The following is a 23,941-nucleotide window of genomic DNA, read 5'->3' on the forward strand; positions in this document are numbered from 1 at the left end:
TTGATTGTGCAAAGCGTCAAATAAAGGTATTTTTGACGCCAAACCGACTAAACTATATCAAAATAATTACTTTAACTGTCGAAGTAAGAGTTATTTACCTCTAGAGATGTCATGCCAAAAGGGAAGAGTGTATGAGTGCGTTAACCTGGTCTAAGTTGTACCCACGTGTATCTTCTGCAGATCCGGCACTATACGAACAACTCTCACACTGGAAAAACCAATCGGAATCCACGGCAGTAGCTATCCTACGGGGGCAGCACTTTCTGGCTGCAACGCCGGCCGCACTCAGTTATTTTGAAAGCCTAGAACAAAACTTTATTCACGCCACCCCCTTCGATTTCTCTCCTAGACTGCAATCTTCAGGAAGAAGCAGCGTCGAATATGGTCTACAGATGATAAAAAAGGCGGCCAAGGGCGAAGTAGTCTCATTCAATTGGCTACATATGAGCCAGCAAGGTAAAGAGCTCCCCACCCTGTTAACCCTCTATCCAGCACTGCTCGATGGTGACCAGATATTACTGGTCTTTTTTAAACCCATGGATAGACGAAAACGTAGCCGAGCGAGCATCAGTAATGGCTTTGAAACCCTGCCAAAAGAGCTGATGTCGATAACCTTAGAAGACAGCGCCGAAGCGGTTTATATCACTAATGAAGACAATCAAATATTGGCTGTTAATAAGGCTATGTGTCGGATTTGTGGTTATAGCGCTGAACACTTACTTGGCAAAACGCCGCTAGAGCTTAAGCTAGAGCTACAACAAAAAAGCTCAGTGCCAGACACCCCTTTAAAAGGAACCGGAAGCTGGCAGGGTGAAGTTAAAAAGTGTCGCTCCGACGGCTCTACCTTCCCTGCATGGCAAAGTTGTCGACGGATCTACGCAGACAACACTGTGTTTTATGTCAATTTATTCAGTGATATTAGTGAGAAGAAGGCACTAGAAGCCAAGCTGACCCAGCAAGCCATGTATGACAAGCTGACAGGGCTGCCAAATCGTTTTCACCTGATCCAGCTGCTCAGTAAAGCGATCAATAACATCAAAAAATCTCCAGAGATGATTGGAGCCTTGATGTTCTTAGATCTCAATGGCTTTAAGAATATTAACGACAGCTTTGGCCACTCCACTGGAGATAAGGTGCTGCAACTAGTGGCAGCTCGCCTCGAAGCCTGCTGTATCGAGAATGCCGAAATAGCCCGTCTAGGTGGTGATGAGTTCACTCTAGTCCTTCCCCTATGCCATAACAGAGAAGAGATAGAAGCCTTCTCTGAACAGATATTGTCATTGTTTGAGGCACCATTCGAAATTAATGGCCAGAAATTCTATCTAGGTACCAGCATAGGGATTTCGTTATTTCCACAGCAAAGTGACGAGCCTAATCAACTGTTAAGCATGGCCGATACCGCTATGTATTCAGCAAAGAAGAGTCCAAACCATATTCGTTTCTATAACGCGACCATTCGTGAGGCCGCAGAGAAGAAGCTGCATACGCTAAATGATCTGCGTCATGCCCAAGGGCTTGGACAGTTTAGCCTAGCCTATCAGAGCATTATCGATTTAGAGTCTAATGACATTGTGGCGGTTGAAGCGCTACTACGTTGGACTCAAAATAATGGCGAGATAGTTGAAGCACAAGACTTTATCCCTCTATTAGAGGAAGCGGGTCTAATGGTTAGTATTGGCCAATGGGCGTTAGAGCAAGCTTGTATACAGATGCAGCAGTGGCAGCAAGAGTTTGACCCCCAGCTTAAGATCAGCGTCAACATTTCACGCTCACAGCTGGAGCACCCAGACTTTATTCCCATGCTTAAAGGGCTACTTGCCCGCACTCAGTTGCCTGCTAACACATTGATTATTGAGATCACAGAAAGCGCGCTTATTCATCGACCTAAATTTATGGCAAATGTTTTAGCCCAGTTAAAAGAGATGAATATTAGCATCGCAATAGATGACTTTGGCGCGGGGCTATCCTCCTTGAGCCGACTCAGCAGCTTACCGCTAGATAGCCTGAAAATCGATTCCGCTTTTGCCCAACGCCTAAACACTAATCAAGGCCAAAAGCTTTGTAAGGCCATAATGCAACTAGCACAAACCTTAGAGATAGATGTTGTTGTCGAGGGGATAGAGACGCAATCTCAACGAGACCTGCTATTGAATTTAGGTAAAGGAATGGGTCAGGGTTATTTCTTCGATAAACCCGTGAAAGCTGAAAGCTTTACACTTGATCTACTTAGTCCAATCTATGATACCCAACAGGCCCGCTACCGAGTATCAGGAAGGTAGCTACGCCAGCACTCTGAATGGATTATTCAGTGTCGCCCCCTGCAAAAGCTGTTGCCGGCGTAGCCCCAATCATCACCATAAGATGATGGGCTTATTAAACCCTATTCGCTGAAAAATTAGCGTGATATCAACGGCGTTTTTCTAAGGAATAAACAACTTAAATCACAAAAGTTTATACCAAAATGTAACTAAATTTTTTCAGCTTCAAACATCGAATAAAAAAACCACTATTTTAAATAAAGCTTATCGATATCGAGCCCGAACATCGGCAGGCATAGAAGCGAGCCTTTGTTCTACCATGGCACTTAAGGCATTCGTTAAAGGTGCAATATTTTGCTTTTCATCGATTGCCTTAAGCATCATGGCTACCGCTTCTAGCGTCGACAGACTATCACTGCGACTCGCCTTACGAATGGTGTAGTTTGAAGCCGAATCCAGATCCAAATGTAATGCAGGGTAAGCCTGTAACCATGGGTTAAGTTGCAGCAATTTATAAGCTTTACGCCAAGTGCCATCGAGAAAAAGTAGTATCACCTCTTCCTCAACCTGAGTCTCGTTTGCCGATACACTCGTGTCTGACGGATAAACTAAATAAACAGGCTTTTTCGACTGCGCTAATTGTTCACGCAAGGTGGTAAAATCATCTTCGGTTTCACCCACCACCACTTGAGTATTTGGAATAACCAACTCTAACAGGCGCACACTATTCTTGGCATGGCCCACTTCGCTTGGGTCTTGCAAAATAATCAGCTCAGCCTTGACCTGCATGGTTTCAATACTGGCGCACAGACACGCATTTTGCGGATAATGACAGTTTGGACAAGTTGGACGGGACACAAAACCTCAATAGATTCTCAGATATTACCGTTGAAGTTTAGCCCACCCGAATAGCAAATAATATTCGTATTTTTGAGTTGATAAAAAAAGCCTGCAGAGATGGTTAGTCAATGCAGGCTAAGGGTGTTTCAGGGTGAAACAAAGTTAACTTTTACTATCTACAACTGGCTGCATTCGCAAACCAGCCTAATAAGCGTGCTGCTCTTGATGCCAATGATCAAACTTTGGCATCGCCATCATGGCGAGCAACGCGAGTGCACCTACGCCCATCAAAAGCGCTACGGCATAAGGGGCCGATAGACCCGTTTGCTGCACTAGTGCCGTCAGCAATGAGGCGCCACTCATCTGAATGAATCCAAGCATCGCCGTTGCCGTACCTGCTCTCTCACCAAAGGCTGACAGCGCCATACTGGTTGCAGGCCCTAGTAGCAGAGCAAAACCGATACATAGCAGCATCATAGGTAGCATATAACTATAGGCAGCCATCAAGCCTGACTGTGGCCCAACAAGCTGAACGATAACTTGAGTCACAGCAGATACCAGCATCAGAGCTAACGCTGCAATCACGGTTGGTCGGTTACCTAGCTTCTTAATCACTAGAGGCGCAGCAAAACAGGCGATGATATTCACCACAGCATTTAAGGCAAACAGACCGCTGAAAGTTAACTCTGACACGCCAAGGTGTCCGATGAGCCACACTGGCGCATAAGAAACATAGCTCAGAATCGCGGCCATACCCGCCATACAAGCGATGGCGTAAAACAGGAAGTGCGGCTCAGTGATCACTGGCTTATAGCGTGCCCAGCGATATAGCGGCCCATCACTCACGGTATTTTGTGGACGAGTCTCTGGTAAACGTAGGCTCACTAAAGCCAGAATCACTAGACCATACAGTGCCATAAAAATGAAGTTTGAACGCCAACCAAACTGCAGGGCTAACATACCGCCTAATGTCGGTGCTAAAGCTGGAATAATACAGATCATGCCGTTTAGGTAGCTGTAGTAACGTGCGCCCTCTTTTGGAGAGAAACAGTCGCGCACCGCACTAAACACCACTATCGAGGTCGAGCATGCCGCGAGGCCCTGCATCACACGCGCGATTTGAAGCCAGTGAAACTCCACGGCAATAGCGGCCAATAGGCTACTTGCCATGTAAAACATGATGCCACCGATGGCAACGGGACGGCGACCGTAGCGGTCAGCCAATGGGCCGATGAGTAACTGCCCCGTGCCCATCGCAAATAAGAAAAGCACTAGTGTCGATTGGATCTCACTCGCTGACACTGAAAATTCTGCCGCCATTGCAGGCATAGAGGGCAGATAAATATCGATAGCCAAAGGACTTAAAATCACCAAGGGCAATAAAATAGGTAACAAACTACGGCGCATGATCTTTCTCAAAATTAGGAAAACAGCGCTATAGTAATCAAACTAAGGTATGAACAGAAATGATATTATTTCCATTATGAATTTCCACTGAGGAATATCTTTGAAACTTGATAATCTCGCGCGTATCGATCTAAACCTGTTAGTTATCCTGCAAGTACTACTTGAAGAGGAGAGTGTCACCCGCGCCGCTAATCGCCTACATGTCAGCCAGTCGGCTCTAAGTAAAAGTTTAAATCGGCTAAGAGAAACTCTAGGTGATCCGCTCTTTCTGCGTACCGCTCATGGGCTCAAGCCTACGGCGCACGCAATACAGTTAGGTAAGTTGCTGCCCCAAAGCCTACAAAGCCTGTATCAACTGACACTGCCACCCAGCTTTACGCCTCATAACAGCAGCCGCCAATTTTCATTTGCCATGGTAGAGAGCGCCTACGAGACCCTGCTGCCTAACTTCATCGGCACATTACTTAATCGCGCTCCCAATCTTAAACTTGATAGCTTTGTATGGAGCGAAAACTCTCTACAGGCGATTCAACAGGGACAGATTGATTTTGGTATTGCTGGGCGTGAACTGCATCCGCAATCAGCCTTTCAAGTAGATAGGTTGCCTGAAGGCATCGCTCACCAAACTCTGTTTACCGATCATCAGGTGTGCTTAGTGCGTCAAGATCACCCTATTCTCTCAACCGTCACTGCTGGGCATTGGGACCTGAATATCTACTTGCAGATGTCCCATGTACAGGTTCGATGTGAAGGCAATGATTGGTGGGCACTGGATTATCATCTGGCCGATTTAGGCCATCACCGCCGCTTAAGTACCATAGTGCCCGACTTCTATGGCGCTGCCAGTGTTTGCGCCCATAGCGACCTGATCTTTACCCTGCCCGCCAGTTTTGCCCAGCACGCTAAGAAACTTTACCCTTTAGTGGAGTTAACACTGCCAATTGAGTTCATTCCACTGGCCTACGTATTACTCTGGCATGAGCGCAGCGCGGAGGATCCGGGGCATAGATGGGTAAAAGAGATCATCTGCGAGAGTGTAGCCAAGGCGTTCTCAGCTAGTTAAAATTGATACGCGTTAAATTAGATTAACCTTTATTAACGTGATCTTGGTTCAAATAGTCGGCAGTATAATCCAACAACTAGCACATAATACCGAACAGAAGGCGCAGTGGTTCAGCCTGCATTCATCTTATTCGTGTAAGCTAGCATTAAGATATTCTGGAGAATTTATGATTTATAGCCAATTTCAACACAATCCGATGCAAAATCGATTTTCTGGCACCCGTGGCTGGCTAGCATTCGTTATCGGTTTGGCGTTTATGACATTAGCCTTAGTCGCTCTGCCATTTTTACTGCTATTTGGCGCGATTACTTTCGTAGCGCTGAGCCTATTTGGACGCGTATTTTTAAAGCGTCAGCTTGCACGTTTTCAAAAGCAGCAGGCCAATCAAGAGGTTCAATATAGTGAAGAGTTTCAGGAAACAATTTATAAAGAAGCACCGACCTCTGCACCACGCCAAGGCCGCACCTTCGAACATAATCCTAACGAGCCCGTTTAATCTGGCTCGTTAAAGCTAAATCAGCATATCAGACGCGTTTAGAGGTCTAGACAATAGACTTTCGAAGCGCGTCCATTTTTGCGCTTGAGTTTGAGCTTGCGATTCAACCCAGGCCGCAACCGCATCTTCACCAACGCTATAGTTGATCACATAAGAGCGATTACGCTCATAGAACTGAACTCGCTGTTTTGCACGAGATTCTGGATAAAGTGCGCCATCGATTAGCATTTCCTCTGCCGTTGCGGCATCGACCTTATTATCGGTTAAACATTGGCTAACGTAATTCTCATAGTAACCCAACTTTTTAACCAACTTTAATACTCGGTGGAATAGAGGCAGATCGCCCTGTAAACCCGCCAGCGGCATCAATACATCACGCTCAAACGCAATCACCTCTTCATCAGATAAGATAAGACTCAAGGCATAATTTGCGCTACCTTCTGACAAGTAGGAGATGGGGCTGTACAAAGGATAGATTGAATATTCTAACCACTGCTTAGCTTTCACCAACCTCTGCTCTTGCAAGAGATTAAATACATGGTGACCCGGATAGCCTTCATGTGATGCTAACTCAAGATAACGCTCGATCCCCAGAGGCTGATCCTGGTTTAACTGGATCAGGCTATGAAAATCGCCTTTGTACCAGTTATATGCGGTCCACACCTTATCGTTGACATACTCAATCTCAAAACTTTCGTTTTCAGGTAGCTCCATATGCTGCTTGGTGCGTGTTCGTGCCATTTCGACCGAAGCCGAGAAGACCTCAGCGGCTTTATCTTTAGGGACAATAAACTGCGCTTTAAACTGGTTATAGCGGTCGGTCAGAGAGCCCTCGCCAGGCAATAAGGCATCGATTTCAGTAAGCACTTGTCGATGCTCAAGCAGGGAGTACTCGGCCAGCTGGCAATCATATAAAGCCACAGCTTCTTCGTTGAAGCTACACTTCTTGTCCTGCAGGAAATCTAAATATGCGCTAATAGACAGCCACTGTGTCTGAAGAAAATGATGCCGTTCAACTAAATCAAGAGCACTAAGCTCGTCCGCCATTAGCTTTAAAATCTCACAGCCCTGTTGATGCTGATGCTGAAGCTCTGCCAACGGTTGCCAATAGGTTTGTTTTTGCCACTCTTCAGGTCCATAGTAAGCATCAACATAATAGCAATCGTGCTGTCCGACGGCTAAAACGAGCTTAATGTAGCGCTCTGCAAACTGATTAAGGGCTTGCTGTTGTGCTTCATACGATAAGGGGTTAGCACAGGCTTGCTCAACTTGTTCAGGATCAAAGTGTGACAAAAAAGACTCCTAGTGGGTAAATGAGAGTCAAACTTACAATATTTGCATATATTATACAATATTTAGCGCTTGAGAAAAATTGATTAACTAGTCATCAAGCTGAAATGAAAGAGAGAAAGGCACTACAGCCTAAAAGTGAGATATCAGTAAACTGAAACAAGCTAATTTTCAATAAGAAAATTGCCCATGTTTACCTTAGCGAGTCAAACATAAGTGCTAGACTCGCTTAGTAACTTACCATCATAACCGCATCGTTATTCTGAGATTTGCGGTTCACTAAGTAGTTCTGCCGCCTTGTTTAATGACACTCGCTCTTGAGGCGATTCAGTCATCCCCAGCACAGTATCGACCTGCAGTGCCAGTGACTGCCATAGAGGTAAAATAACCTCCAATTCTGTTGGGTTAGCCCGCTCTCGCGCCATCTTAAGGAGTGCAGCAGCAGAAACGACATCGATCCGCCCCAAAATACCATCGGCAAGGGCGATACTCAGCTCGATCATCGCCGGAACGCTGTGGCCATACTTAATCACTTCTCGAAGGTAAGTTTCTGCCTGCGACAGATCTTGTCCCATCGCACCGTCATCATGCAGCATCTCCTGTGCGCAAGATAGCATGGCATCGACCTGACCCAGCTCCGCAGCCTCAGCCATCCAATAGGCACTCTTAATCGCATCCTGTTTGCAGCCTTCACCACGCGCCAACATCAAGGCGAGATGGTACTGGGCATGGGGGAACCCTGCCTGAGCTGCGCGATGAATATACTTATAGGCACTCTCTAAATCATCCTGTTGATAATAGAGTACACCTAAATTCGCCATCGCCTCCGACTGCTCAAGCTTAGCCGCAGCGCTAAGGTATTTCTGAGCTAGACTCGAGTCGACAGCAAAGTGCTTACTGCCCACTAAATAGAAATAGCCTAACAACGCCATCGCATTCGCGACACCAGCATCGGCGGCCTTGGCAATTGCCAGCTCTCCGGCTACCACATCGGCCTCGCCACTATAACCATGGATCAGTGATACGCCATGCTCGTACAGGGCATTTAAATTTTTATCCGCAGCTTGAGCAAACCAATAACTCGCCTGTTTAAATGATGCGGTAGAACGCTCCTCTACCGCCTCTTCTCGACTATCCTGTAGCGCCAGCTCCTGCTCACGCTGCATCAAAGCACGAGTCTTTAACGACATGCCAACGAGATACTGAGAGTCAGGATCTCGTTCCATGACCGCGCGATAACAGAGATCACGCCCCGCTAAAGAGTCGAAATCTTCGAAGTAATATTCAGGCTTATCTTGCTGAGTCACGCTAACAAACAGTGACTCCACTAAGGATAAAAGCTGCTTAATCGAGCGCTCACTTAACTGCTGTAACTGCTCGGGTGTGAGGTGGTACTTTTCCGGGTGGGCGCCGCGGTTGCCATCGGCTCTAAGCTTATGCAGTGCGCGCGTAGTCTTAACATCGATGAGTCGACGCTGATTTAGCTGCTCGATACGGTCATACAGATTAGGGCTATCGAAGCGCACCTTTTTAGGCTCAGCAAGCAGGCTAGTAAGCTTATGACTAAAACTGCGCACATGCAGCAGCGCCTGAGTCGGTACATCTTTTACATAACTTTTGGCCTTGCGATAATCCTCGCCCAATTCGGCAGAGAACTGATTGACGAACTCAATATCGTTCAACAAGACGTTTACCCCTAATCAAGAATAACCTTTAATTTATAGATAACAGACTAGGCTTGCAGCTCACACAAGTGCGTAGCTGCAAAGCTAGAGAGTAGCCTCTATGGAGCAGAGTTACTCTTCGTTTTGGATGTTGCCTGGTGTTTCTGGCGTTGGACGCGACACCATATAGAGGCGGAAAAGTGCAACGTTCACGAACAGACCGAAAAACGCCACGATAACCTCACCAACCAACTGCACTGGAAGACCACCGAGTTGAGTCAGTTGCGCTAACATACCGCCAAATAGCGACAATGGAATATATAGCAGTAACACCACGACAGTCTTAAGAGCGATAGGACCACTAAAACTGAAGCTACGTTTAATCGCTTCCATCGGTGTCAGACGCTCGACCACAACCATAAAGTTAACGAATGCCAGACGCGCGAATAGATAGAGGGATATAAAAATACCAATTATCATCAAGTTAACGTTAACTGCAGCCAAAATCATAACTGGTGCAAGTATCGCAAGGCCAGAGAAAACACCGGCTAGAAGCAGTGCGGGTACAAAGTTTAAACTGGTTTTCAAGATCATGGCATTTGATGGGCTATGACCCTGAGAGCGGATCTCTAAAAATAGCGTTAACGCCGCAATCAAGAACGAAAACACCAACAGTAGTACCATCATGGCAACCATGTGGCTGGTACCAAATTGAGGATTTTCAAGATCGGCGCTGCTAATCTCTAAGCTTAGCCATAGCTGTATACCAACCTGAATAAATAAAATTGGCACTAACATAAACGCTAACTGACTAATATTGTTTCGAAAAAAATTAAAAGCTTGAGTCAATATTGCTGACAATGGCATAGGGTTTTCCAAAAGATAAAATTCAATAACACGAGTTAAAGCTAAGGATACCCAAGTTTATAAATTAATGCACAATTGAAATCACCAATTCCGTGCTCCATAGAAACAAAATAATGAAAAGAAATTGTTAAAAACGCTAGAATGAGCAATTATTGAGAGATTAGATGATACAAGGATAGCCGCAATGAAATTAATGACTGCAACCCTGCTTACCATGACCGCGCTTTTGAGCATGCCGACAAATGCAGGGATTTTGGACCAATTAAGCCAAGCGGCTGAACCGACCAAAGAGCAATCGCAACAGACTCAATCGAGTGACTTAGTCGGTACAGTTATGTCTCAACTTGGTCTAAGCCAGACACAAGCAGAAGGTGGATTGGGTAGCCTACTGTCACTGGCACAAAGCTCTTTGGGAAGTAGCGAGTTTAGCTCGATAGCCGATTCAATTCCCGGTATCGATGGGCTACTAGATGCGGTTCCAAAACTTGATAACGATTCAGGCATGTCAGGACTACTTTCAAAAGCGGGCGGACTTGGAGAGTCTCTACAGGGTGGTGCCATGGTTTATGATGCCTTCGAACAATTAGGGATCTCCAAAGAGCTCGCGGCGCCGATGATCGATATCGTTAAAGGCTACTTAGATACCAATGGTAGTGCAGGTACATCCGAACTACTGATGCAAGGTTTAAACTCCATTTTATAATCCTCTGTTTTTCCCTTCTCAGTCACCTACTTAGTGTTAGCCCTGACTGAGAAGGAACTCTTTGCCATAATTAGGTTCTAATAATCTGTAATTACCATAAGGTTTAGGAGCCGACATGATCGCTAAGCTCAAACAGTTTTTCGCGAACCCACAAGCCCACCTCTCTGATGAGGAACGCGCAGAGCATTTAAAACTTGCTGCCGCTAGCTTATTGCTAGAGGTAGTGATGGCAGATGAAACTATGTCAGAGCAAGAAGCCAAGCTACTACCGAGTTTATTGACAACGACCCTAAATTTAGCCAGCGATGATGTGCATGGCTTGGTTCACGATGCTAAACAATCGCAGCAAAGCTCCACCTCACTGTACGAGTTTACCGAAGCGATTAATGACAACTTCGACATCCACCAAAAGCAGCAGCTTATCCTCGCTATGTGGCGCTTAGCCTATGCCGATGGTCACTTATGCCAGTATGAAGACCAGATCATTCGCCGTACGGCAGAGCTGCTCTACCTGCGCCACAGTGAACTTATTCAGATGCGTAACATTGCCATGGAGCAGCAAGGTAAGCCCTCATAGTCAGCTTAACGTTAAATTCAGGTACGTAGAAACAAAGAGGCCACCTTGAAAGATGGCAAACCCATTTGGAGGTTGGGTACTTGGCGATAACCGCTAAGTCATAGAAAGTGGCGTCCTGCCCAGAAGCGTCCTTGCGGTGTATGAAGTAGTTTTCACTACTCTTTATTTATAGCCTTATATCTATACTAGGGTTGGTGACAGCTAGTGCAACTACCGCTAGCAGGAGATGCTTCGTGCACTACGTGGCAGTCACTACAAGTGATGACCCCATCATGCTGTTTATGCGCATCTCCCTCTAGTTCCTTCATTGACCCATGACAACTGATACAGGTTTCATTCTCATAGGCCATATCTGATGATGGCGCACCATCTTGGTGGCATGATTCACAACCTGCCATTTCAGTGTGTGAATCTGCAACCGAGGTTGCTAAAACAGCACCAGAAAAGCTCAACAACACTGTTAATCCTAAAACTTTAAGCATGTTCAAACCCTCAATAGAGTAATTAAGCTACTGTCATTTGCCCGGTATAAAGAATGAAATTACGCAGTAACAGCACACCAATTAAACTGCAGCTCGCAGTAATAGCCACGTAAGAGAACTTACGCTTAGAGGACGCCTTCATAAACAAATTAAAGGCCAGTGGCATACTCAGACCAACAACGACAATACCGGCCCAGAAAATCCAACCCCAGAAGCCCTCACCTATTGCCGTTAATGCGGCAACTTGGCTCTGACCACCTGTTAGGATTAAGCCTGCGAAGAAGGTAAATATCAGCACAATTTCGACTAAAATCATTGGGATCTCAATATTGTGGATAAAATGCACCTCCTTACCATCAGGGTTACCATTAAGTAATACACCACCAAGTAACGTCCCTGCTGCCCCCGACGAAAGCCCGGAGACCAAAAATAATAAAGGCAGAACCGGATTATTTAACATTGGATAGGTCGTTAATGCCGATAGCAAGAAACCAGTATATGCACCTAATGACAAAGCCAATATCACCAAGAAGCCAGTAATACTTGCTTCGTGTTTAGCGATGGCATTAAATAACTTGTCAACAATCAGCCAACGCCCCTGATTCCAGTTCAGTACAGGCTCCTTAAAGACACAAGCTAGCCAAGCAAATAGCGCAACCTGATATACCATCAATACGCCGACCCCGACTGACATCACAGAGGTTGGGTTATAGAAGAGAAGAATTTTCCAAAAATCAAACGGTTTAGTTAAATCGATAACCAAAATACCCAGTCCTGCAAATACCGCCAGAGGAGCGATAAGACACGCCGCCTGAACAAAGCCAGACTTATAGGCATCAGTCCCTAATTTGAAGTGCTTTAGCAACACAGCAAAACAGATAGCCCCCGCCGATACCCCCGCAAGAAATAGATAGATGGCAATCGGCCAGTGCCAAATTAGGCTGTCAAAATGGAATGGGCTCATAGCTCTATCTCCCCGCTTTGTGATGCAATACGAAACACTTTCGGTCTGGTTCCTAGATCGGTTTTACTACGATAACTAGGAGTAGATTTAAGTACTTGTACAACTTGAGACTGTGGATCAGTGATATCACCAAAGGTTAGTGCTTTTGTTGGGCAGGCACTCACGCAAGCAGGTAAGCTGTTCTCTTTAAGGCGAGTCTCTTTACAAAAGTCACACTTATCAGCAGCCTTGGTTACTGGGTTTATAAATCGCACTTGATAAGGACAAGCCGCAATACAATATTGGCAACCTACACACTTCCATTCATCAACGCAGACAATCCCCGTTTTAGGATCTTTATAAGCCGCCCCCGTAGGGCACACTTTCACACAAGGCGCATCATCGCAATGCTGGCAAGAGATGCGTGTAAAATGGAATTGCTGATTAGGATACTCACCAAATGGCCCTTCGCGCTTTATCTCTAATCGATCTACGCCTTCAGGCACTTGGTTAACTTCACGACAAGCGATAGAGCAAGCATCACAGCCAATACACTTAGTTTCATCATGTACTAAAGCGTATTTACAAGCTGGTTCGACATTGGTAGCTGAAGTGCTTTTTGCCCTGGCTAGAGTGAATCCTGAGGCACCAACCACTGCAATACACGCACCCTTTAAAAATAACCTTCTAGAATTAGACATCTTAATTCCCCTAATCATTTAGTCGCATGGCAGCTAACACACAATTTACTGCGATCTTGAAATGACACATCCACCATAGGATCTGTATTGGAATGCAGCGTGTGGCAACCCGCACAATTAACCTTGTTAGAGTGAGCGTCATGGGTCCAATCATGCAGAGCTAGCACATCGTGAGCATGACACTTCAAGCAGCTTTGAGTTTGAGTGGCCGCATCTGCTGTTGATTTGTGGCTAAATCCAATCAGGTTTGACGCTTTTCTAGGGTGACCCCCTTTCTCTCCATGGCAATCCTGACAGCGGATATCCAAAGCATCATTTGCATGGACACCATGCATTATTCCATTGCGCTTATGGCACATGATGCATTGTTTGTTTTTATTAATTTTTAATTCATCTGCAACGGCCTGAATAGAAACGGTCGAAGCCGCCACTACAACTAAAATGCTAATCAGCATCTGAGCGACGTATTTAAAGAATCTGGACATGGGTTGTCCTCACATTGCTAAGTGATAAAATAAATAAAGTAGGAAAAAGGTGTTGTAACGGCTGTTACAACACCGGATGAGATTAAGCGACTAACGAACTCTTGAGCAGGGTTTCATCACAATCATTCTTAGCCAAGTGAAGCACTTTCACTCCCATTTGGGCTAATGTGGTATCGATGAAGCGGTTGTTTTCTTCTGAGTTATGCTGCGGATCAGTGATAACTAACTTTACAGTTGAAGACTCACTATCCACTAATACATAGTCGAGATGACAATCTCGCAAGTAGCTATGAGCATCTTGCTCTTTTTCATTCTTGTCTACATCACAAAGACTATCTAACGTTGTACCATATAGTACGTTGTACTTACCGTTTACTAATGTATTTAATTTATTGATGAAACTGCCAGCTTGACTCTCTAACGAGTTTGGCTTTAATTTGATATTTGATGCTACAAATTCAGTTGATTTGAAGAATTTTATGCATGTCATTGCAAATACTACCAATACAAATGGCACAACAAGAAACAATACGAAGTATATGAAAGCATAACTTAAAATTACAGACGCACTCATAACGACCTCCAAACTTACATTTTAGTTATTTAAAGTTATTTTTAACGCCTAATCAGTATTGTGATTAAAGCTGACTCAAACCTTGATTCAAATCAATTATAGAAATAAATAGATTTTATTAATGATTAAAATCAAAACCAAATCTAATTAACTAAATGGAAAACTTGGAATTTCAGAAAAAACAATATCTAAAATACGAAAACAATTCTTTTGAAAATATAAAATACAGAATATTAAATATAAAAAAACATAAAACAGTGTAAGCAAATGTAAAACAACAAAAATAACCACAGTTATCAGATACAGCTTGCACAACCACCAAAACCAAACAAAAACAATCAGTTATACACCAACTACGCATTCAGCAATCACTGTTAAAAAATAATAACCAAACTAAAGCAATTTATTCTCAATGAGATATGCTTAAATTGTATTTTTAAAATTTGACATACGAATAACTCACCAAACAATAGTAAAACTTTATTTGAAAATAGCAAAATAAAATTAGTATAAAATTTTTAATTTAGTTATTATCGAATTCAGCATTTAATCATTAACAGGTATTTAAAATGAGAGATATAAGTCTTAGTGACCTGGATTTATTAAGCATAAATATTTTCGTTAATCTATATGAGAATAAATCTGCAACCTTTGTCTCTCATAAGTTAAATGTGCCTGCTCCAAAAATTAGCCGATGCTTGAAACACGCAAGAGAAATTTTCGGTAATGAGCTCTTTATTCGCAAGAAGCATGGCTTAGTACCCAATGAGTTTGCAGGTAAAGTCTACCCAATTGCAAAAGAGATTGTAGAATGCTCAAGATGCCTTCAGAAGCTAAACAATATCAATGAGTTAATTCAGTCTCGTCATTTTGAAATCCTAGCCCCTGACTTGATCTCATACCCTTTCCCTAAAGTACTGCTAAGTGCTATCAAGAATGCAGGTAAAGATATTAGCTTCAATATTTCACCTTGGACTAAGAACTCCGTCACTGACATCATTAGTGGTGAGGCAGACCTCGGGCTATGTTGTAGCAAAATGCTAGACAACATTAAAGATCGCGATAACTCACTCAACGCGATCCCGTTAAAGAAACTCAATAAACTATTCTTAGTTTGTCATCATGAGCACCCCATCTTAAAAGAAGAGATCACATTAGAATCCATCGCTCAATACCCATTTATTAACAGTAATATGGGTAACTCGGAAAAAGAGCTTAGCCCTTACCAGGAGTTTTGCTTATCACAGCACATTAAGCTAACGACAGAGATGAGCTTAACGGGTTTAACAGGCTTGTTTGAATACTTACGCTCTAGTCAAGGTATCGCCCTACTTCCGTACAGCTCAATATTCACTATGATTAACAACTGTCCCGACCTACATGCCTGCCGCTTATCCGATGTGGAGTCAGAGCGACTATACATGCACGTTAAAGAACCAAATCTTTATCTTGTCTATAGTGATAATAACGAAGAGCCAAACCTACACTGGCTTGCCTCTGAGGTAAGGGGATTAGTAGAGCAGTTCTTACACTGATAGTTAGAATGTAAGCTAAGGGTTAATAAAAAAGAGTGCATTGCACTCTTTTTTATTAATTAGAATTTAGAGCCTCGTTTTTGCCGTTCATATAATTCTTGTGCAAGCGCGAGTTTTTGCTGCAGCAATTTTGATAATGCCTTGGAAAATTCACTCTCATGAGATTGATGATACTGTAAGTAGTACCTGTAACTTTCACGATCACGGTTAGGAAATAACACCTGATTATAAAAATCGGTAACATCGACATAATCAATATCGTTACGAGTATTGAAGTAGAGATAAGAGAAAACTGAGGCGGTCCAACAAACATCATCCGTCTTAGCAAGATGATTAAGTGCCATCGCTAGACTCGTCGTTTTAAAGCTCACCTTAATATCTAAGTTTCGCTTTTTTGCATAGCCTTCAAACCAGTGCTCGACCAATCCCACTTTTGAGTAATTGATAAATACCAGTTTATTATCCAGTAAGTTGTTAAGCGTCAGTTCTTCTTGCTGAAACAATGGGTGGTTTTTCTTCGCAGCCAAGAAGAAGTAGCGTACATCACCAAGCTTAATGTTCTTCACCGACTCTGATAACTTAGAGTTTACGGTAATCGCGTAGTCAATCTTTCCCTGCGCCAATAACTCTTGAACGTTATCACTCCAAGGCTGGATACTCACCGACATTTCTCGCCCAAGACTTTGACAAACTTCAGTGATCGACTCGACTAAAAACCCGGCCAAATGCTCCTGCGCAGCGATGACTAATCGATTGTTATCTGCTGAGTAGCTGGTTATTTCCACCATCTCCTCATAGCCCTGCACGATAGATTTAGCAATTGGGTATAGCCTGTCAGCCATCAGGTTTGGCTCAACACCGTATTGGCGTCTTACAAACAGTTCATCGTGGATCACTTCACGCATATTGCTGAGGGCACGGCTCACTTTAGGTTGAGTAGTATTAAGCTTTTGGGCAACTACAGAGCCATTTCTGAACTCAACTAACCCAACAAATACCTTAAGTGTGAAGTAATCTAACTTAGCAAGTTCCTTGCGCATTCGTCTATTGCCTACAACATAGCTTTAAAAGTCATTATAATTCAGCACTATAACACTGAAAAATAAACAATTTTGTTACGCCTATCACATCTATACCCATTAATAGGTATATACGATTAAAACCCTGCTTACCTCTAAAAAAGCCTCGCCACAGAAAACCCAAGAAGGATCATACTCCTTTGCTCCAAAGCGAGTTAAACTAAGGCTATCAATGATATGGTACTCATCTATGCAAACTGAACACACTGCTGAACTAAACCTGCTTTGGGGAACTTTAATCTTAGAGGAGTTAGCTCGTTTAGGCGTTAAACATGTCTGTATGGCCCCCGGCTCTCGCTCAACCCCACTGACTCTTGCCGCAGCACAGCAAACCAAGCTAAGCCAGCACCTGCACTTTGATGAGCGCGGACTCGGTTTTATGGCGTTAGGTTTAGCCAAAGCCAGCCGAGCACCAGTTGCGATCATTACCACTTCAGGCACCGCGGTGGCCAATCTTTATCCAGCAATCATTGAGGCTTGGCTGACCCATGTGCCATTGATTGTATTATCGGGCGATCGACCGCCAGAGCTCATCGACTGTGGCGCCAATCAGGCCATCATTCAACCGGCTATCTTTGCCCAATATGCTAAGCAGCTTAACCTGCCCACGCCTGACTTGAGTATCGCCCCTCAGGCGCTACTGAGTCTGTTAGATGAAGCTGTATGTAATCAGTCGCAACCGATTCATATCAACTGCATGTACCGCGAGCCCTTGTATCCCAATGAGCCCAAGGTCGATTTTGAACATTACCTCGCGCCAGTTAAGCAGTGGCAACAGCAAACCACTCCCTATAACCAGTTTGCCGCACTAAGCGCGAGTCAAATGCCCACCTCAGATGCCCTTGCTCGCTTCGTTCACGGTAAAGGTGTGATAGTGGCGGCGACTCTAGCGCCAGAGCAAAATCCTGAGCAGCTCATCAATCTGGCGCAGAAGCTTGGCTGGCCAATTGTTACCGATGCCCAGTCGCAGCTTAGACAAAATACTGGCGCCATTGGTAATATAGATCAGCTACTGCATCAGCCAAAGTCGAAGGCACTGTTAGCCCAAGCGGAGCGAGTCATTGTCTTTGGCGGCCGCATTCTCTCTAAACGCCTTATAGGCTATCTCAATGAGCAGGACTGGAAAGACTATTGGCAGGTATTGCCACAGCAGCAAAGACTCGATCCGAGCCACAAGCCTAAAAAGGTATGGATGGCGACAGCAGAGCAATTTGCCTCATTGAGCTGGCCAAGATCGTCTCAAGCGAATTGGGCGCTCAACCTTGTACAATTTAATGATGAGCTAGAGACCCTCTACCAACAACAAATTGATCATGCTGAGTTTGGTGAGGCGCAGACCATTCGCGCTATCGCTAAGAGACAAACCAATGAGCAGCAACTGTTTATCGGCAACAGCCTGCCAGTGCGTCTGTATGATATGTTTGCGCCTATCACCCCCTCTAGCGCCAATGTATTCACAAACCGCGGCGCATCGGGTATCGACGGCTTGTTGGCAACCGCCTGCGGCGTAGCAGTTGCAGAGGGTAAACCAACCACCCTGATTATTGGTGATATCTCAGCACTGCATGATCTGAACTCATTGGCGATTGCCCGCAGCGTAACGAGCCCGCTAGTGATCGTTATTCTCAACAATGATGGCGGCAATATCTTTAACTTACTGCCCGTGCCTAATGAGCAGCTCAGAACCGATTACTACCGCCTTGCACACGGACTAGAATTTGGCTTCGGTGCAGCGATGTTTGGCCTAGCCTACAATCAGGTGGACTCTTTAACTGATTTTATTGAGTCCTATGAGTACGCCATGACCTACTCTGGCCCTTCAGTGATTGAAGTTAGCGTCGCTCAGAATCAAGCCAGTGAGCAGATTGCTCAGATAGCAAGTTGGGTAAAACAAGGCTGATGTTAAGCTACCGCACGATAGGGAAATCAGGCGCACCATGTGTGGTGTTTCTACATGGATTCTTAGGCAGTAAAGAGGACTGGAATGAGATCATCGAGCAGCTAGCCGATGATTTCTTCTGCATCAGTATCGATCTGCCCGGCCATGGTGGTAATGGAATCAACGATAACAGTAGTTTAAAGCTGCCAACTCCGGGTTTTAACCGCTGCGCCGAGCTTGTTCACACCACGCTAAAACAGCTTAATATCAGCCAGTATCACTTAGTGGGTTACTCACTCGGTGGCCGTATCGCACTACATTTGGCGCGTCTCTACCCACAGGCACTACAGAGTCTGTGCTTAGAGTCCTGCCATCCAGGGCTGCAAAATGCTGATGATCGAGTCGCACGTCAAGCCAATGATCGAGACTGGGCCGATAAACTCGCAAACTTGCCTATCAAGGAGTTTTTAAGCCTTTGGTATCAACAAGCGGTGTTTAGCGATTTAACCCAGGCAGAGCGGAAACAGCTTATCCATAAGCGCGCCAATAACAGCGCGATGGCACTGCTCAATTGCTACCAAGCAACGTCATTAGCCGAGCAGCAAGACCTTTGGGATACTCCAAGCCTGTTACCAATTAGCAGCCACTTTATTGCTGGTCATCAAGACCAAAAATTTATGGCGTTAGCCAAACGCTGGCAGCAACAACAGCCACTATCACTACACTGCATCGAAGCCAGTGGCCATAATGTGCATCTCGCGGCGCCAGAGGCTTTTACAGAGCAACTCAAAACCATTTTTGCATCGAACTCTAACTTCTAACTAGACAGTGAGCACTCCATGACCGTGACTCTACAGCAAGCAAAGCCATTAGCCTTAACTCAGTTGGGCCTGTATCAGTTTGCCATCGACTTAGATAAGCCACTGCCTGTTGGCAAACAGCGTATTGAGCAACGTAGCGGACTCGTGCTGGTCGCCCAGACTGAAGAACGACAGGAGTGGGTAGAGATCTCACCGCTTTGCGGCGTCGATAACCAAGGTGAAATAATCACAGGTTTTAGCCAAGAATCGCTCGAAGAGGTAAGTCAGCAGCTACTGACTATACTGCCACAATTACAGCAGCAACCTATCGATTGTTTACTCGAACATGCCGAGCAGAGCACTCAGCCTTCGTTGGCTTATGGTTTAAGTCTTATGCATGCCAAGCTCATGGGGAAGCTCGACGGGCACAGCTTAACTGCGCGCACAGTGCCGCTTATCTATCGCCAAGCAGATGAACCACTGAGTCTTGTGGCTAGTAGAGTTAACGCTCTGCCAGAGACCACCCTAGCAGTCAAAGTGAAAGTAGCCCAAGACTCCTTAGAAGATGAGCTGCAGCTGATCCATCAGATCTTAGCTATTCGCCCTAAGCTCAAGCTGCGCCTAGACGCTAATCGCGGCTTTAGCCTAGAGCAAGCCATCGAGTTCGCCGCCTGTGTGCCACTCGAGAGCATCGAGTACATTGAGGAACCTTGTCAAAACCCACAAGACAACTGTACTTTCTATCAAGCCATTGAGATGCCTTGGGCGCTAGATGAATCCCTTAATCACCCAGATTATCAATTTGAGATGCTGCCGGGATTACGAGCGCTGCTCATCAAGCCGACCCTATTCGGTAGCCTAGAAAAACTGCAGCAGCTAATTGATACTGCAGCAGAGCATGGCGTACGTACTATTTTGAGCTCAAGCTTAGAGGCAAGCCTAGGTATTGAGGCCATAAGCCGACTGGCACAGATCTTCACCCCCGATGAAACTCCCGGCATAGATACACTCGGTGCCTTTAACCAAGATCTGCTAGTAAGTTCAGGCAAAGACCACTGCCTAAAATTGGCAGCGTTAACGCCGTTATTCATTCTAAAGTAAAACAGCTAATTCTGAGTGCCTGACTCTGACGGGCTTACTCTGGCGCTCGCCCCTAACGGGCTACAATGACAGGCAGCCCAGCCATTAAGCAGGAGCCACCCAGATCAAATGACGGATAACAGCATGCAAACTGAAACGCTCTCTCCTATCCATCAAGCCGCACAGCGCAGCAGCGCAGCGGTGGCTTATCGATTTATGGGGCAAAGTGTTAGTTACAGCGCTCTCAGCCAAGGTGTTATCGCTTTAGCCGAGCAGTTATCTGCCATGGGGCTAAAACGCGGAGACCGTTTGGCTTGTATCGCCCATAACAGTCCGCAGCTACTGCAGCTGTACTGGGCATGTGTCGACAGCGGCATCATCTTTTGCCCCGTCTCGCCGCGCTTTGCGACTCAACAGGTCATCGAGTTGATGCAGACCCATAGCTATCATCACTATTGGCTTGCAGCTGACAACCCAGCGGACTCGACACTGATCCAAGCGTTAAATCATCAAAACCAGTTTGAGGCAGTGACTCTAGATTTTACCCGCCAAAGCCAGCAGCCAGCACCAGCCCTTGAACCTCACACCGCCGTTAACGCAATTCTCACCTCTGGCAGCAGCGGCACACCCAAAGCGGCAGCTCATAGCCTAGCGAACCATATCGCCAGCGCCGCAGGTTCGAGTGAGTTAATCAAACTGACAAAGGACGACAGCTGGTTACTATCACTGCCACTGTTTCATATTGGCGGACTCGCTATCTTAAACCGCTGCGCCCTTGCAGGCGCCTGCGTGGTATTTGAAGACAAGAGTCTATCTTTAGCCGAGCAGCTAATTCGAGATAGAGTCAGCCACCTCTCTCTAGTAAGCGCCCAGTTACAGCAACTGCTCAATGCAGATGGGGAGAATGAGGGGCAAAGCGACTGTTTAAGCCAAGTCAAAGCCATGTTACTGGGCGGCGGCGCAATTTCAGCCGATCTATTGGCAGAGTTAGCCAAACACAAGATTAAGGCTTTCACCAGCTACGGCATGACAGAGATGGGATCGCAGATCACCACAGGTATCGCCCGCACAGACGGCTCCAGCGGCAAGCTGTTATCGGGACGAGAGTTGAAGATTATTGACGGAGAGATCTGGGTAAAAGGCGAGTGCCTGTTTCTTGGGTATTTAACCGCTGATGGATTTAATCTACCACTGGATAAAGACGGCTGGTTCTACACCAAAGACTTAGGCCACTTTGATGAAAACGGCAACCTCTGCATCGACGGCAGAGCCGATAACATGTTCATCAGCGGCGGCGAAAACATCCAACCCGAAGAGATAGAAACCGCATTAAAACTGCATCCATTAATCAGCGATGCCATTGTTTTCCCTGTAGCTGACGCCAAGTTTGGCAACTTACCAGCAGCCATTCTTAAACTGGTGAGTGGCACCAGCAATGACCAAGAGCAGTTACCCTCGGAAGCCGAGTTAACCGAGTTTCTAGCGATCAAAATCGCCCGCTTCAAGCGACCAAGGAGTTATTACCCTTGGCCAGAGGTCAGCAGCGCAGGGATTAAAGTTATCCGCAAACAGGTGATTGCCGCAGTTAAGCGTTAGGGTCTGCCTTAATATGCTTTTTCAATGAAACTCCAAATGCACTCAACAACTTAATACTCCAAAATCAAATAAAAAGTAACTGTACCTAATGCAAAAGCTTAGCTATGCCTTACTTTCCACACAGACTTTACAAAATAAACGCCCAAAAGGGGTGAGAACTGCATAATGTAAAAACAGTTCCGGTCTATTCTTTGAGCTACTTATCAAATCTTCTAGCTTGGACTTTATTCGAGAATCATTTTTTAATAATTGATATTTATCAGTTTCAGCCATTGCTAACAACCTCGGAATTTCAATTAATCCTAATCGTGAGAGATTCGTAAGGTATGACTGCGTAAGTTCTTTATTTTCACATCCTGATTGGCTACCCAATGTTGATATATTTTCATGCAAGGTACAATGTGACTCATTTGAATCGTCATATAACCTGATATCAACTAATGGTTGTGTAGCCTCTTTTGCAAAAAACGAAATTATTTTTGCTTCATCAGGGCAGAGATTTCTTATTATTTCAACAAAACCTGGATGTGCACCTTTTGCTGTTTCTGTGTCCATTGATGAGGCTAGTAAATTTGCATAAAGGTCGCTCAATGATTCTTTATGTCCTGTATATCTCAATGACTCTAAGGCTGGACCTGCGACAGACAAATCAGGAGTTTGAATGCGCTCAGTTGGGGTATCAACCAATTTTTTAGTAACTTTCTTAGTTACAAACTCCTCAATTTGTTCAAATCCCCATACAGCCCCCTTTAATGGCATCAAAGCCACATTCACTACTCGTCCTACAGTGTGTAAAGCTTTACCTGTTTCTTGGGCTATTGGCTGTATTGCATCCTGATAAATAGGAACTTCTTTAACAAGGTTGGCAACAGAATTTACTTTTTCTGCAAAATTACTTGATTCACTTTCTGACATTCAATATGTTCCTTCAAAACATAATATTTTTATAGAGCACGTGCGTGTGTATTTGGCAAAGCGTACATACACATGTAATAAACCTATTATTACTGACCCACAAATCTGAAGCCATTGATTATTAAGCACTCTAGCAAATTGCTGTTGATAAAACGAGCACAGTAAACCGACAAAATACGCATTCCCCCTCCCCTAAAGCGGTGAACCTTTGCTTCATCAACTCTTAGGCAGCACTCGATGTGCCTTTCAACATTGCGGTTCCAATGGCCTGCGGCCAGCGTATGTGCAGATACTTCCGTGACACGCAGCGAGTCCATCCTTGGAGGCTCGGCCATGACGTCCATGTCATGGACGGTCACGGCCGTATCTACACTGATTTAGCAAAGCGTAATACTTAGGTTTTTACGCTTCCATTTAAATACAAAACATATCTAAACGCCTGACTTTGGAAACCTACAGAAAACACCAGTTCCCCATCGAAGTTGCCGAAGTACGTTGGAATAAATCACGTGATGCCGACATGGACGTCGGCATAGCTTTCGCGGGGCAGGATGCCCCATCGGAAGCGTTAGTGATTTATCCATAAGTATGAGGATCAACAACTTCGTCGGGGGCGGCGGGGAGATCCAAGAGGGGGTTGCTGTTGACCCCTTCTTGGCCGTGTGTGAGCTGGAAGCTCACGACCTTTATCAAGCGAAGCTTGATTG

At 45.1% G+C, this 23,941-nt stretch carries 24 protein-coding genes; 12 read left to right on the plus strand and 12 right to left on the minus strand.

Translation table 11 applies throughout. The features are described from left to right. Nucleotides 1–131: 131 nt before the first annotated feature. A complete protein-coding gene (locus JMA39_RS15905) occupies nt 132–2,279 on the plus strand; it encodes a sensor domain-containing protein (RefSeq protein WP_202722838.1) in 2,148 nt (715 codons plus the stop codon). Nucleotides 2,280–2,522: 243 nt separating this feature from the next. Here the strand turns inward: JMA39_RS15905 and JMA39_RS15910 are convergent, their stop codons facing one another. Together JMA39_RS15910 and JMA39_RS15915 are read right to left on the minus strand one after the other, a co-directional pair. Further along, complete coding sequence (locus JMA39_RS15910; protein WP_202722839.1) at nt 2,523–3,116, minus strand: tRNA-uridine aminocarboxypropyltransferase; 594 nt, start codon at nt 3,114–3,116, stop codon at nt 2,523–2,525. 186 nt (nt 3,117–3,302) lie between these two features. Then, nucleotides 3,303–4,505 (minus strand): multidrug effflux MFS transporter, encoded by a 1,203-nt coding sequence (locus JMA39_RS15915; RefSeq protein WP_202722840.1) that lies wholly within the window; start codon nt 4,503–4,505, stop codon nt 3,303–3,305. Between the two features lie 100 nt (nt 4,506–4,605). Here JMA39_RS15915 and JMA39_RS15920 point away from each other — a divergent pair, with 100 nt between their 5' ends. Together JMA39_RS15920 and JMA39_RS15925 are read left to right on the plus strand one after the other, a co-directional pair. Beyond that, nucleotides 4,606–5,568: a LysR substrate-binding domain-containing protein gene (locus JMA39_RS15920; RefSeq protein WP_202722841.1), complete on the plus strand. Its 963-nt coding sequence runs from the start codon at nt 4,606–4,608 to the stop codon at nt 5,566–5,568. A gap of 166 nt (nt 5,569–5,734) precedes the next feature. Next, nucleotides 5,735–6,064, plus strand: coding sequence for a hypothetical protein (locus tag JMA39_RS15925; protein ID WP_202722842.1), 330 nt, complete (start codon nt 5,735–5,737; stop codon nt 6,062–6,064). A 15-nt stretch (nt 6,065–6,079) separates the two neighbouring features. On the opposite strand, the gene JMA39_RS15930 is transcribed toward JMA39_RS15925, so the two are convergent. From JMA39_RS15930 to JMA39_RS15940, 3 genes are all read right to left on the minus strand, one after another. Continuing rightward, nucleotides 6,080–7,357, minus strand: coding sequence for a hypothetical protein (locus JMA39_RS15930; RefSeq protein WP_202722843.1), 1,278 nt, complete (start codon nt 7,355–7,357; stop codon nt 6,080–6,082). Nucleotides 7,358–7,611: 254 nt separating this feature from the next. Further along, complete coding sequence (locus JMA39_RS15935) at nt 7,612–9,039, minus strand: DUF4145 domain-containing protein (RefSeq protein ID WP_202722844.1); 1,428 nt, start codon at nt 9,037–9,039, stop codon at nt 7,612–7,614. A gap of 111 nt (nt 9,040–9,150) precedes the next feature. Then, nucleotides 9,151–9,885, minus strand: a complete 735-nt coding sequence (locus JMA39_RS15940) for a hypothetical protein (RefSeq protein ID WP_202722845.1) — start codon at nt 9,883–9,885, stop codon at nt 9,151–9,153. Nucleotides 9,886–10,069: 184 nt separating this feature from the next. On the opposite strand from JMA39_RS15940, the gene JMA39_RS15945 reads away from it, so the two are divergent. Both JMA39_RS15945 and JMA39_RS15950 read left to right on the plus strand, forming a co-directional pair. Next, a complete protein-coding gene (locus JMA39_RS15945) occupies nt 10,070–10,588 on the plus strand; it encodes a DUF2780 domain-containing protein (RefSeq protein ID WP_202722846.1) in 519 nt (172 codons plus the stop codon). A gap of 115 nt (nt 10,589–10,703) precedes the next feature. Continuing rightward, nucleotides 10,704–11,165 carry a tellurite resistance TerB family protein gene (locus JMA39_RS15950; RefSeq protein WP_202722847.1) on the plus strand — a complete coding sequence of 154 codons (462 nt, stop codon included), beginning with the start codon at nt 10,704–10,706 and terminating at the stop codon, nt 11,163–11,165. A gap of 185 nt (nt 11,166–11,350) precedes the next feature. Here JMA39_RS15950 and JMA39_RS15955 read toward each other — a convergent pair whose 3' ends face one another. The 5 genes from JMA39_RS15955 to JMA39_RS15975 all read right to left on the minus strand — a co-directional run bounded on the left by JMA39_RS15955 (nt 11,351) and on the right by JMA39_RS15975 (nt 14,350). Next, complete coding sequence (locus tag JMA39_RS15955) at nt 11,351–11,647, minus strand: cytochrome c3 family protein (protein WP_202722848.1); 297 nt, start codon at nt 11,645–11,647, stop codon at nt 11,351–11,353. A 22-nt stretch (nt 11,648–11,669) separates the two neighbouring features. Next, nucleotides 11,670–12,611 (minus strand): cytochrome c nitrite reductase subunit NrfD, encoded by a 942-nt coding sequence (nrfD, locus tag JMA39_RS15960; RefSeq protein ID WP_202722849.1) that lies wholly within the window; start codon nt 12,609–12,611, stop codon nt 11,670–11,672. Beyond that, nucleotides 12,608–13,291, minus strand: a complete 684-nt coding sequence (locus JMA39_RS15965; protein ID WP_202722850.1) for a 4Fe-4S dicluster domain-containing protein — start codon at nt 13,289–13,291, stop codon at nt 12,608–12,610. Before JMA39_RS15965 ends, nrfD begins: the two co-directional genes overlap by 4 nt. Before the next feature lie 14 nt (nt 13,292–13,305). Beyond that, a complete protein-coding gene (locus JMA39_RS15970; RefSeq protein WP_202722851.1) occupies nt 13,306–13,776 on the minus strand; it encodes a multiheme c-type cytochrome in 471 nt (156 codons plus the stop codon). Between the two features lie 82 nt (nt 13,777–13,858). Beyond that, entirely contained in the window at nt 13,859–14,350 is a 492-nt protein-coding gene (locus JMA39_RS15975; protein WP_202722852.1) for a DUF2726 domain-containing protein, read from the minus strand. Nucleotides 14,351–14,919: 569 nt separating this feature from the next. On the opposite strand from JMA39_RS15975, the gene JMA39_RS15980 reads away from it, so the two are divergent. Beyond that, nucleotides 14,920–15,885 carry a LysR family transcriptional regulator gene (locus JMA39_RS15980; protein ID WP_202722853.1) on the plus strand — a complete coding sequence of 322 codons (966 nt, stop codon included), beginning with the start codon at nt 14,920–14,922 and terminating at the stop codon, nt 15,883–15,885. A 59-nt stretch (nt 15,886–15,944) separates the two neighbouring features. On the opposite strand, the gene JMA39_RS15985 is transcribed toward JMA39_RS15980, so the two are convergent. After that, nucleotides 15,945–16,925, minus strand: coding sequence for a LysR family transcriptional regulator (locus JMA39_RS15985; protein WP_202722854.1), 981 nt, complete (start codon nt 16,923–16,925; stop codon nt 15,945–15,947). 229 nt (nt 16,926–17,154) lie between these two features. Here JMA39_RS15985 and menD point away from each other — a divergent pair, with 229 nt between their 5' ends. The 4 genes from menD (at nt 17,155) to menE (ending at nt 22,319) form a co-directional block, all read left to right on the plus strand. Beyond that, nucleotides 17,155–18,864, plus strand: a complete 1,710-nt coding sequence (gene menD / locus JMA39_RS15990) for a 2-succinyl-5-enolpyruvyl-6-hydroxy-3-cyclohexene-1-carboxylic-acid synthase (protein WP_202722855.1) — start codon at nt 17,155–17,157, stop codon at nt 18,862–18,864. Then, on the plus strand, nt 18,864–19,664 hold the full coding sequence (menH, locus tag JMA39_RS15995; protein ID WP_202722856.1) for a 2-succinyl-6-hydroxy-2,4-cyclohexadiene-1-carboxylate synthase: 801 nt from the start codon (nt 18,864–18,866) through the stop codon (nt 19,662–19,664). The genes menD and menH overlap by 1 nt, the downstream gene beginning before the upstream one ends. Nucleotides 19,665–19,682: 18 nt before the next feature. Then, nucleotides 19,683–20,744 carry an o-succinylbenzoate synthase gene (menC, locus tag JMA39_RS16000; protein ID WP_202722857.1) on the plus strand — a complete coding sequence of 354 codons (1,062 nt, stop codon included), beginning with the start codon at nt 19,683–19,685 and terminating at the stop codon, nt 20,742–20,744. A 123-nt stretch (nt 20,745–20,867) separates the two neighbouring features. Next, nucleotides 20,868–22,319 (plus strand): o-succinylbenzoate--CoA ligase, encoded by a 1,452-nt coding sequence (gene menE / locus JMA39_RS16005; protein WP_237732861.1) that lies wholly within the window; start codon nt 20,868–20,870, stop codon nt 22,317–22,319. Between the two features lie 102 nt (nt 22,320–22,421). Here the strand turns inward: menE and JMA39_RS16010 are convergent, their stop codons facing one another. Next, nucleotides 22,422–23,234: a DUF4393 domain-containing protein gene (locus JMA39_RS16010; protein ID WP_202722859.1), complete on the minus strand. Its 813-nt coding sequence runs from the start codon at nt 23,232–23,234 to the stop codon at nt 22,422–22,424. 239 nt (nt 23,235–23,473) lie between these two features. Between JMA39_RS16010 and JMA39_RS16015 the strand changes: the two genes are divergently transcribed. Together JMA39_RS16015 and JMA39_RS16020 are read left to right on the plus strand one after the other, a co-directional pair. Continuing rightward, nucleotides 23,474–23,632: a hypothetical protein gene (locus JMA39_RS16015; RefSeq protein ID WP_202722860.1), complete on the plus strand. Its 159-nt coding sequence runs from the start codon at nt 23,474–23,476 to the stop codon at nt 23,630–23,632. A 47-nt stretch (nt 23,633–23,679) separates the two neighbouring features. After that, nucleotides 23,680–23,820, plus strand: coding sequence for a hypothetical protein (locus tag JMA39_RS16020; RefSeq protein WP_202722861.1), 141 nt, complete (start codon nt 23,680–23,682; stop codon nt 23,818–23,820). The last annotated feature ends 121 nt before the right edge of the window (nt 23,821–23,941 follow it).

The sequence above is a fragment of the Shewanella schlegeliana genome, assembly GCF_016765635.1.
In the GTDB taxonomy this organism is placed as follows: domain Bacteria; phylum Pseudomonadota; class Gammaproteobacteria; order Enterobacterales; family Shewanellaceae; genus Shewanella; species Shewanella schlegeliana.

What these genes read in the sequence shown, in the direction of transcription:
- JMA39_RS15905 (WP_202722838.1), top strand. Translation starts at nt 132, where the DNA reads ATGAGTGCGTTAACCTGGTCTAAGTTGTACCCACGTGTATCTTCTGCA.
- JMA39_RS15915 (WP_202722840.1), bottom strand. Translation starts at nt 4,505, where the DNA reads ATGCGCCGTAGTTTGTTACCTATTTTATTGCCCTTGGTGATTTTAAGT.
- JMA39_RS15925 (WP_202722842.1), top strand. Translation starts at nt 5,735, where the DNA reads ATGATTTATAGCCAATTTCAACACAATCCGATGCAAAATCGATTTTCT.
- JMA39_RS15940 (WP_202722845.1), bottom strand. Translation starts at nt 9,885, where the DNA reads ATGCCATTGTCAGCAATATTGACTCAAGCTTTTAATTTTTTTCGAAAC.
- JMA39_RS15945 (WP_202722846.1), top strand. Translation starts at nt 10,070, where the DNA reads ATGAAATTAATGACTGCAACCCTGCTTACCATGACCGCGCTTTTGAGC.
- JMA39_RS15950 (WP_202722847.1), top strand. Translation starts at nt 10,704, where the DNA reads ATGATCGCTAAGCTCAAACAGTTTTTCGCGAACCCACAAGCCCACCTC.
- JMA39_RS15955 (WP_202722848.1), bottom strand. Translation starts at nt 11,647, where the DNA reads ATGCTTAAAGTTTTAGGATTAACAGTGTTGTTGAGCTTTTCTGGTGCT.
- nrfD (WP_202722849.1), bottom strand. Translation starts at nt 12,611, where the DNA reads ATGAGCCCATTCCATTTTGACAGCCTAATTTGGCACTGGCCGATTGCC.
- JMA39_RS15965 (WP_202722850.1), bottom strand. Translation starts at nt 13,291, where the DNA reads ATGTCTAATTCTAGAAGGTTATTTTTAAAGGGTGCGTGTATTGCAGTG.
- JMA39_RS15970 (WP_202722851.1), bottom strand. Translation starts at nt 13,776, where the DNA reads ATGTCCAGATTCTTTAAATACGTCGCTCAGATGCTGATTAGCATTTTA.
- JMA39_RS15975 (WP_202722852.1), bottom strand. Translation starts at nt 14,350, where the DNA reads ATGAGTGCGTCTGTAATTTTAAGTTATGCTTTCATATACTTCGTATTG.
- JMA39_RS15980 (WP_202722853.1), top strand. Translation starts at nt 14,920, where the DNA reads ATGAGAGATATAAGTCTTAGTGACCTGGATTTATTAAGCATAAATATT.
- JMA39_RS15985 (WP_202722854.1), bottom strand. Translation starts at nt 16,925, where the DNA reads ATGCGCAAGGAACTTGCTAAGTTAGATTACTTCACACTTAAGGTATTT.
- menD (WP_202722855.1), top strand. Translation starts at nt 17,155, where the DNA reads ATGCAAACTGAACACACTGCTGAACTAAACCTGCTTTGGGGAACTTTA.
- menH (WP_202722856.1), top strand. Translation starts at nt 18,864, where the DNA reads ATGTTAAGCTACCGCACGATAGGGAAATCAGGCGCACCATGTGTGGTG.
- menC (WP_202722857.1), top strand. Translation starts at nt 19,683, where the DNA reads ATGACCGTGACTCTACAGCAAGCAAAGCCATTAGCCTTAACTCAGTTG.
- menE (WP_237732861.1), top strand. Translation starts at nt 20,868, where the DNA reads ATGCAAACTGAAACGCTCTCTCCTATCCATCAAGCCGCACAGCGCAGC.
- JMA39_RS16010 (WP_202722859.1), bottom strand. Translation starts at nt 23,234, where the DNA reads ATGTCAGAAAGTGAATCAAGTAATTTTGCAGAAAAAGTAAATTCTGTT.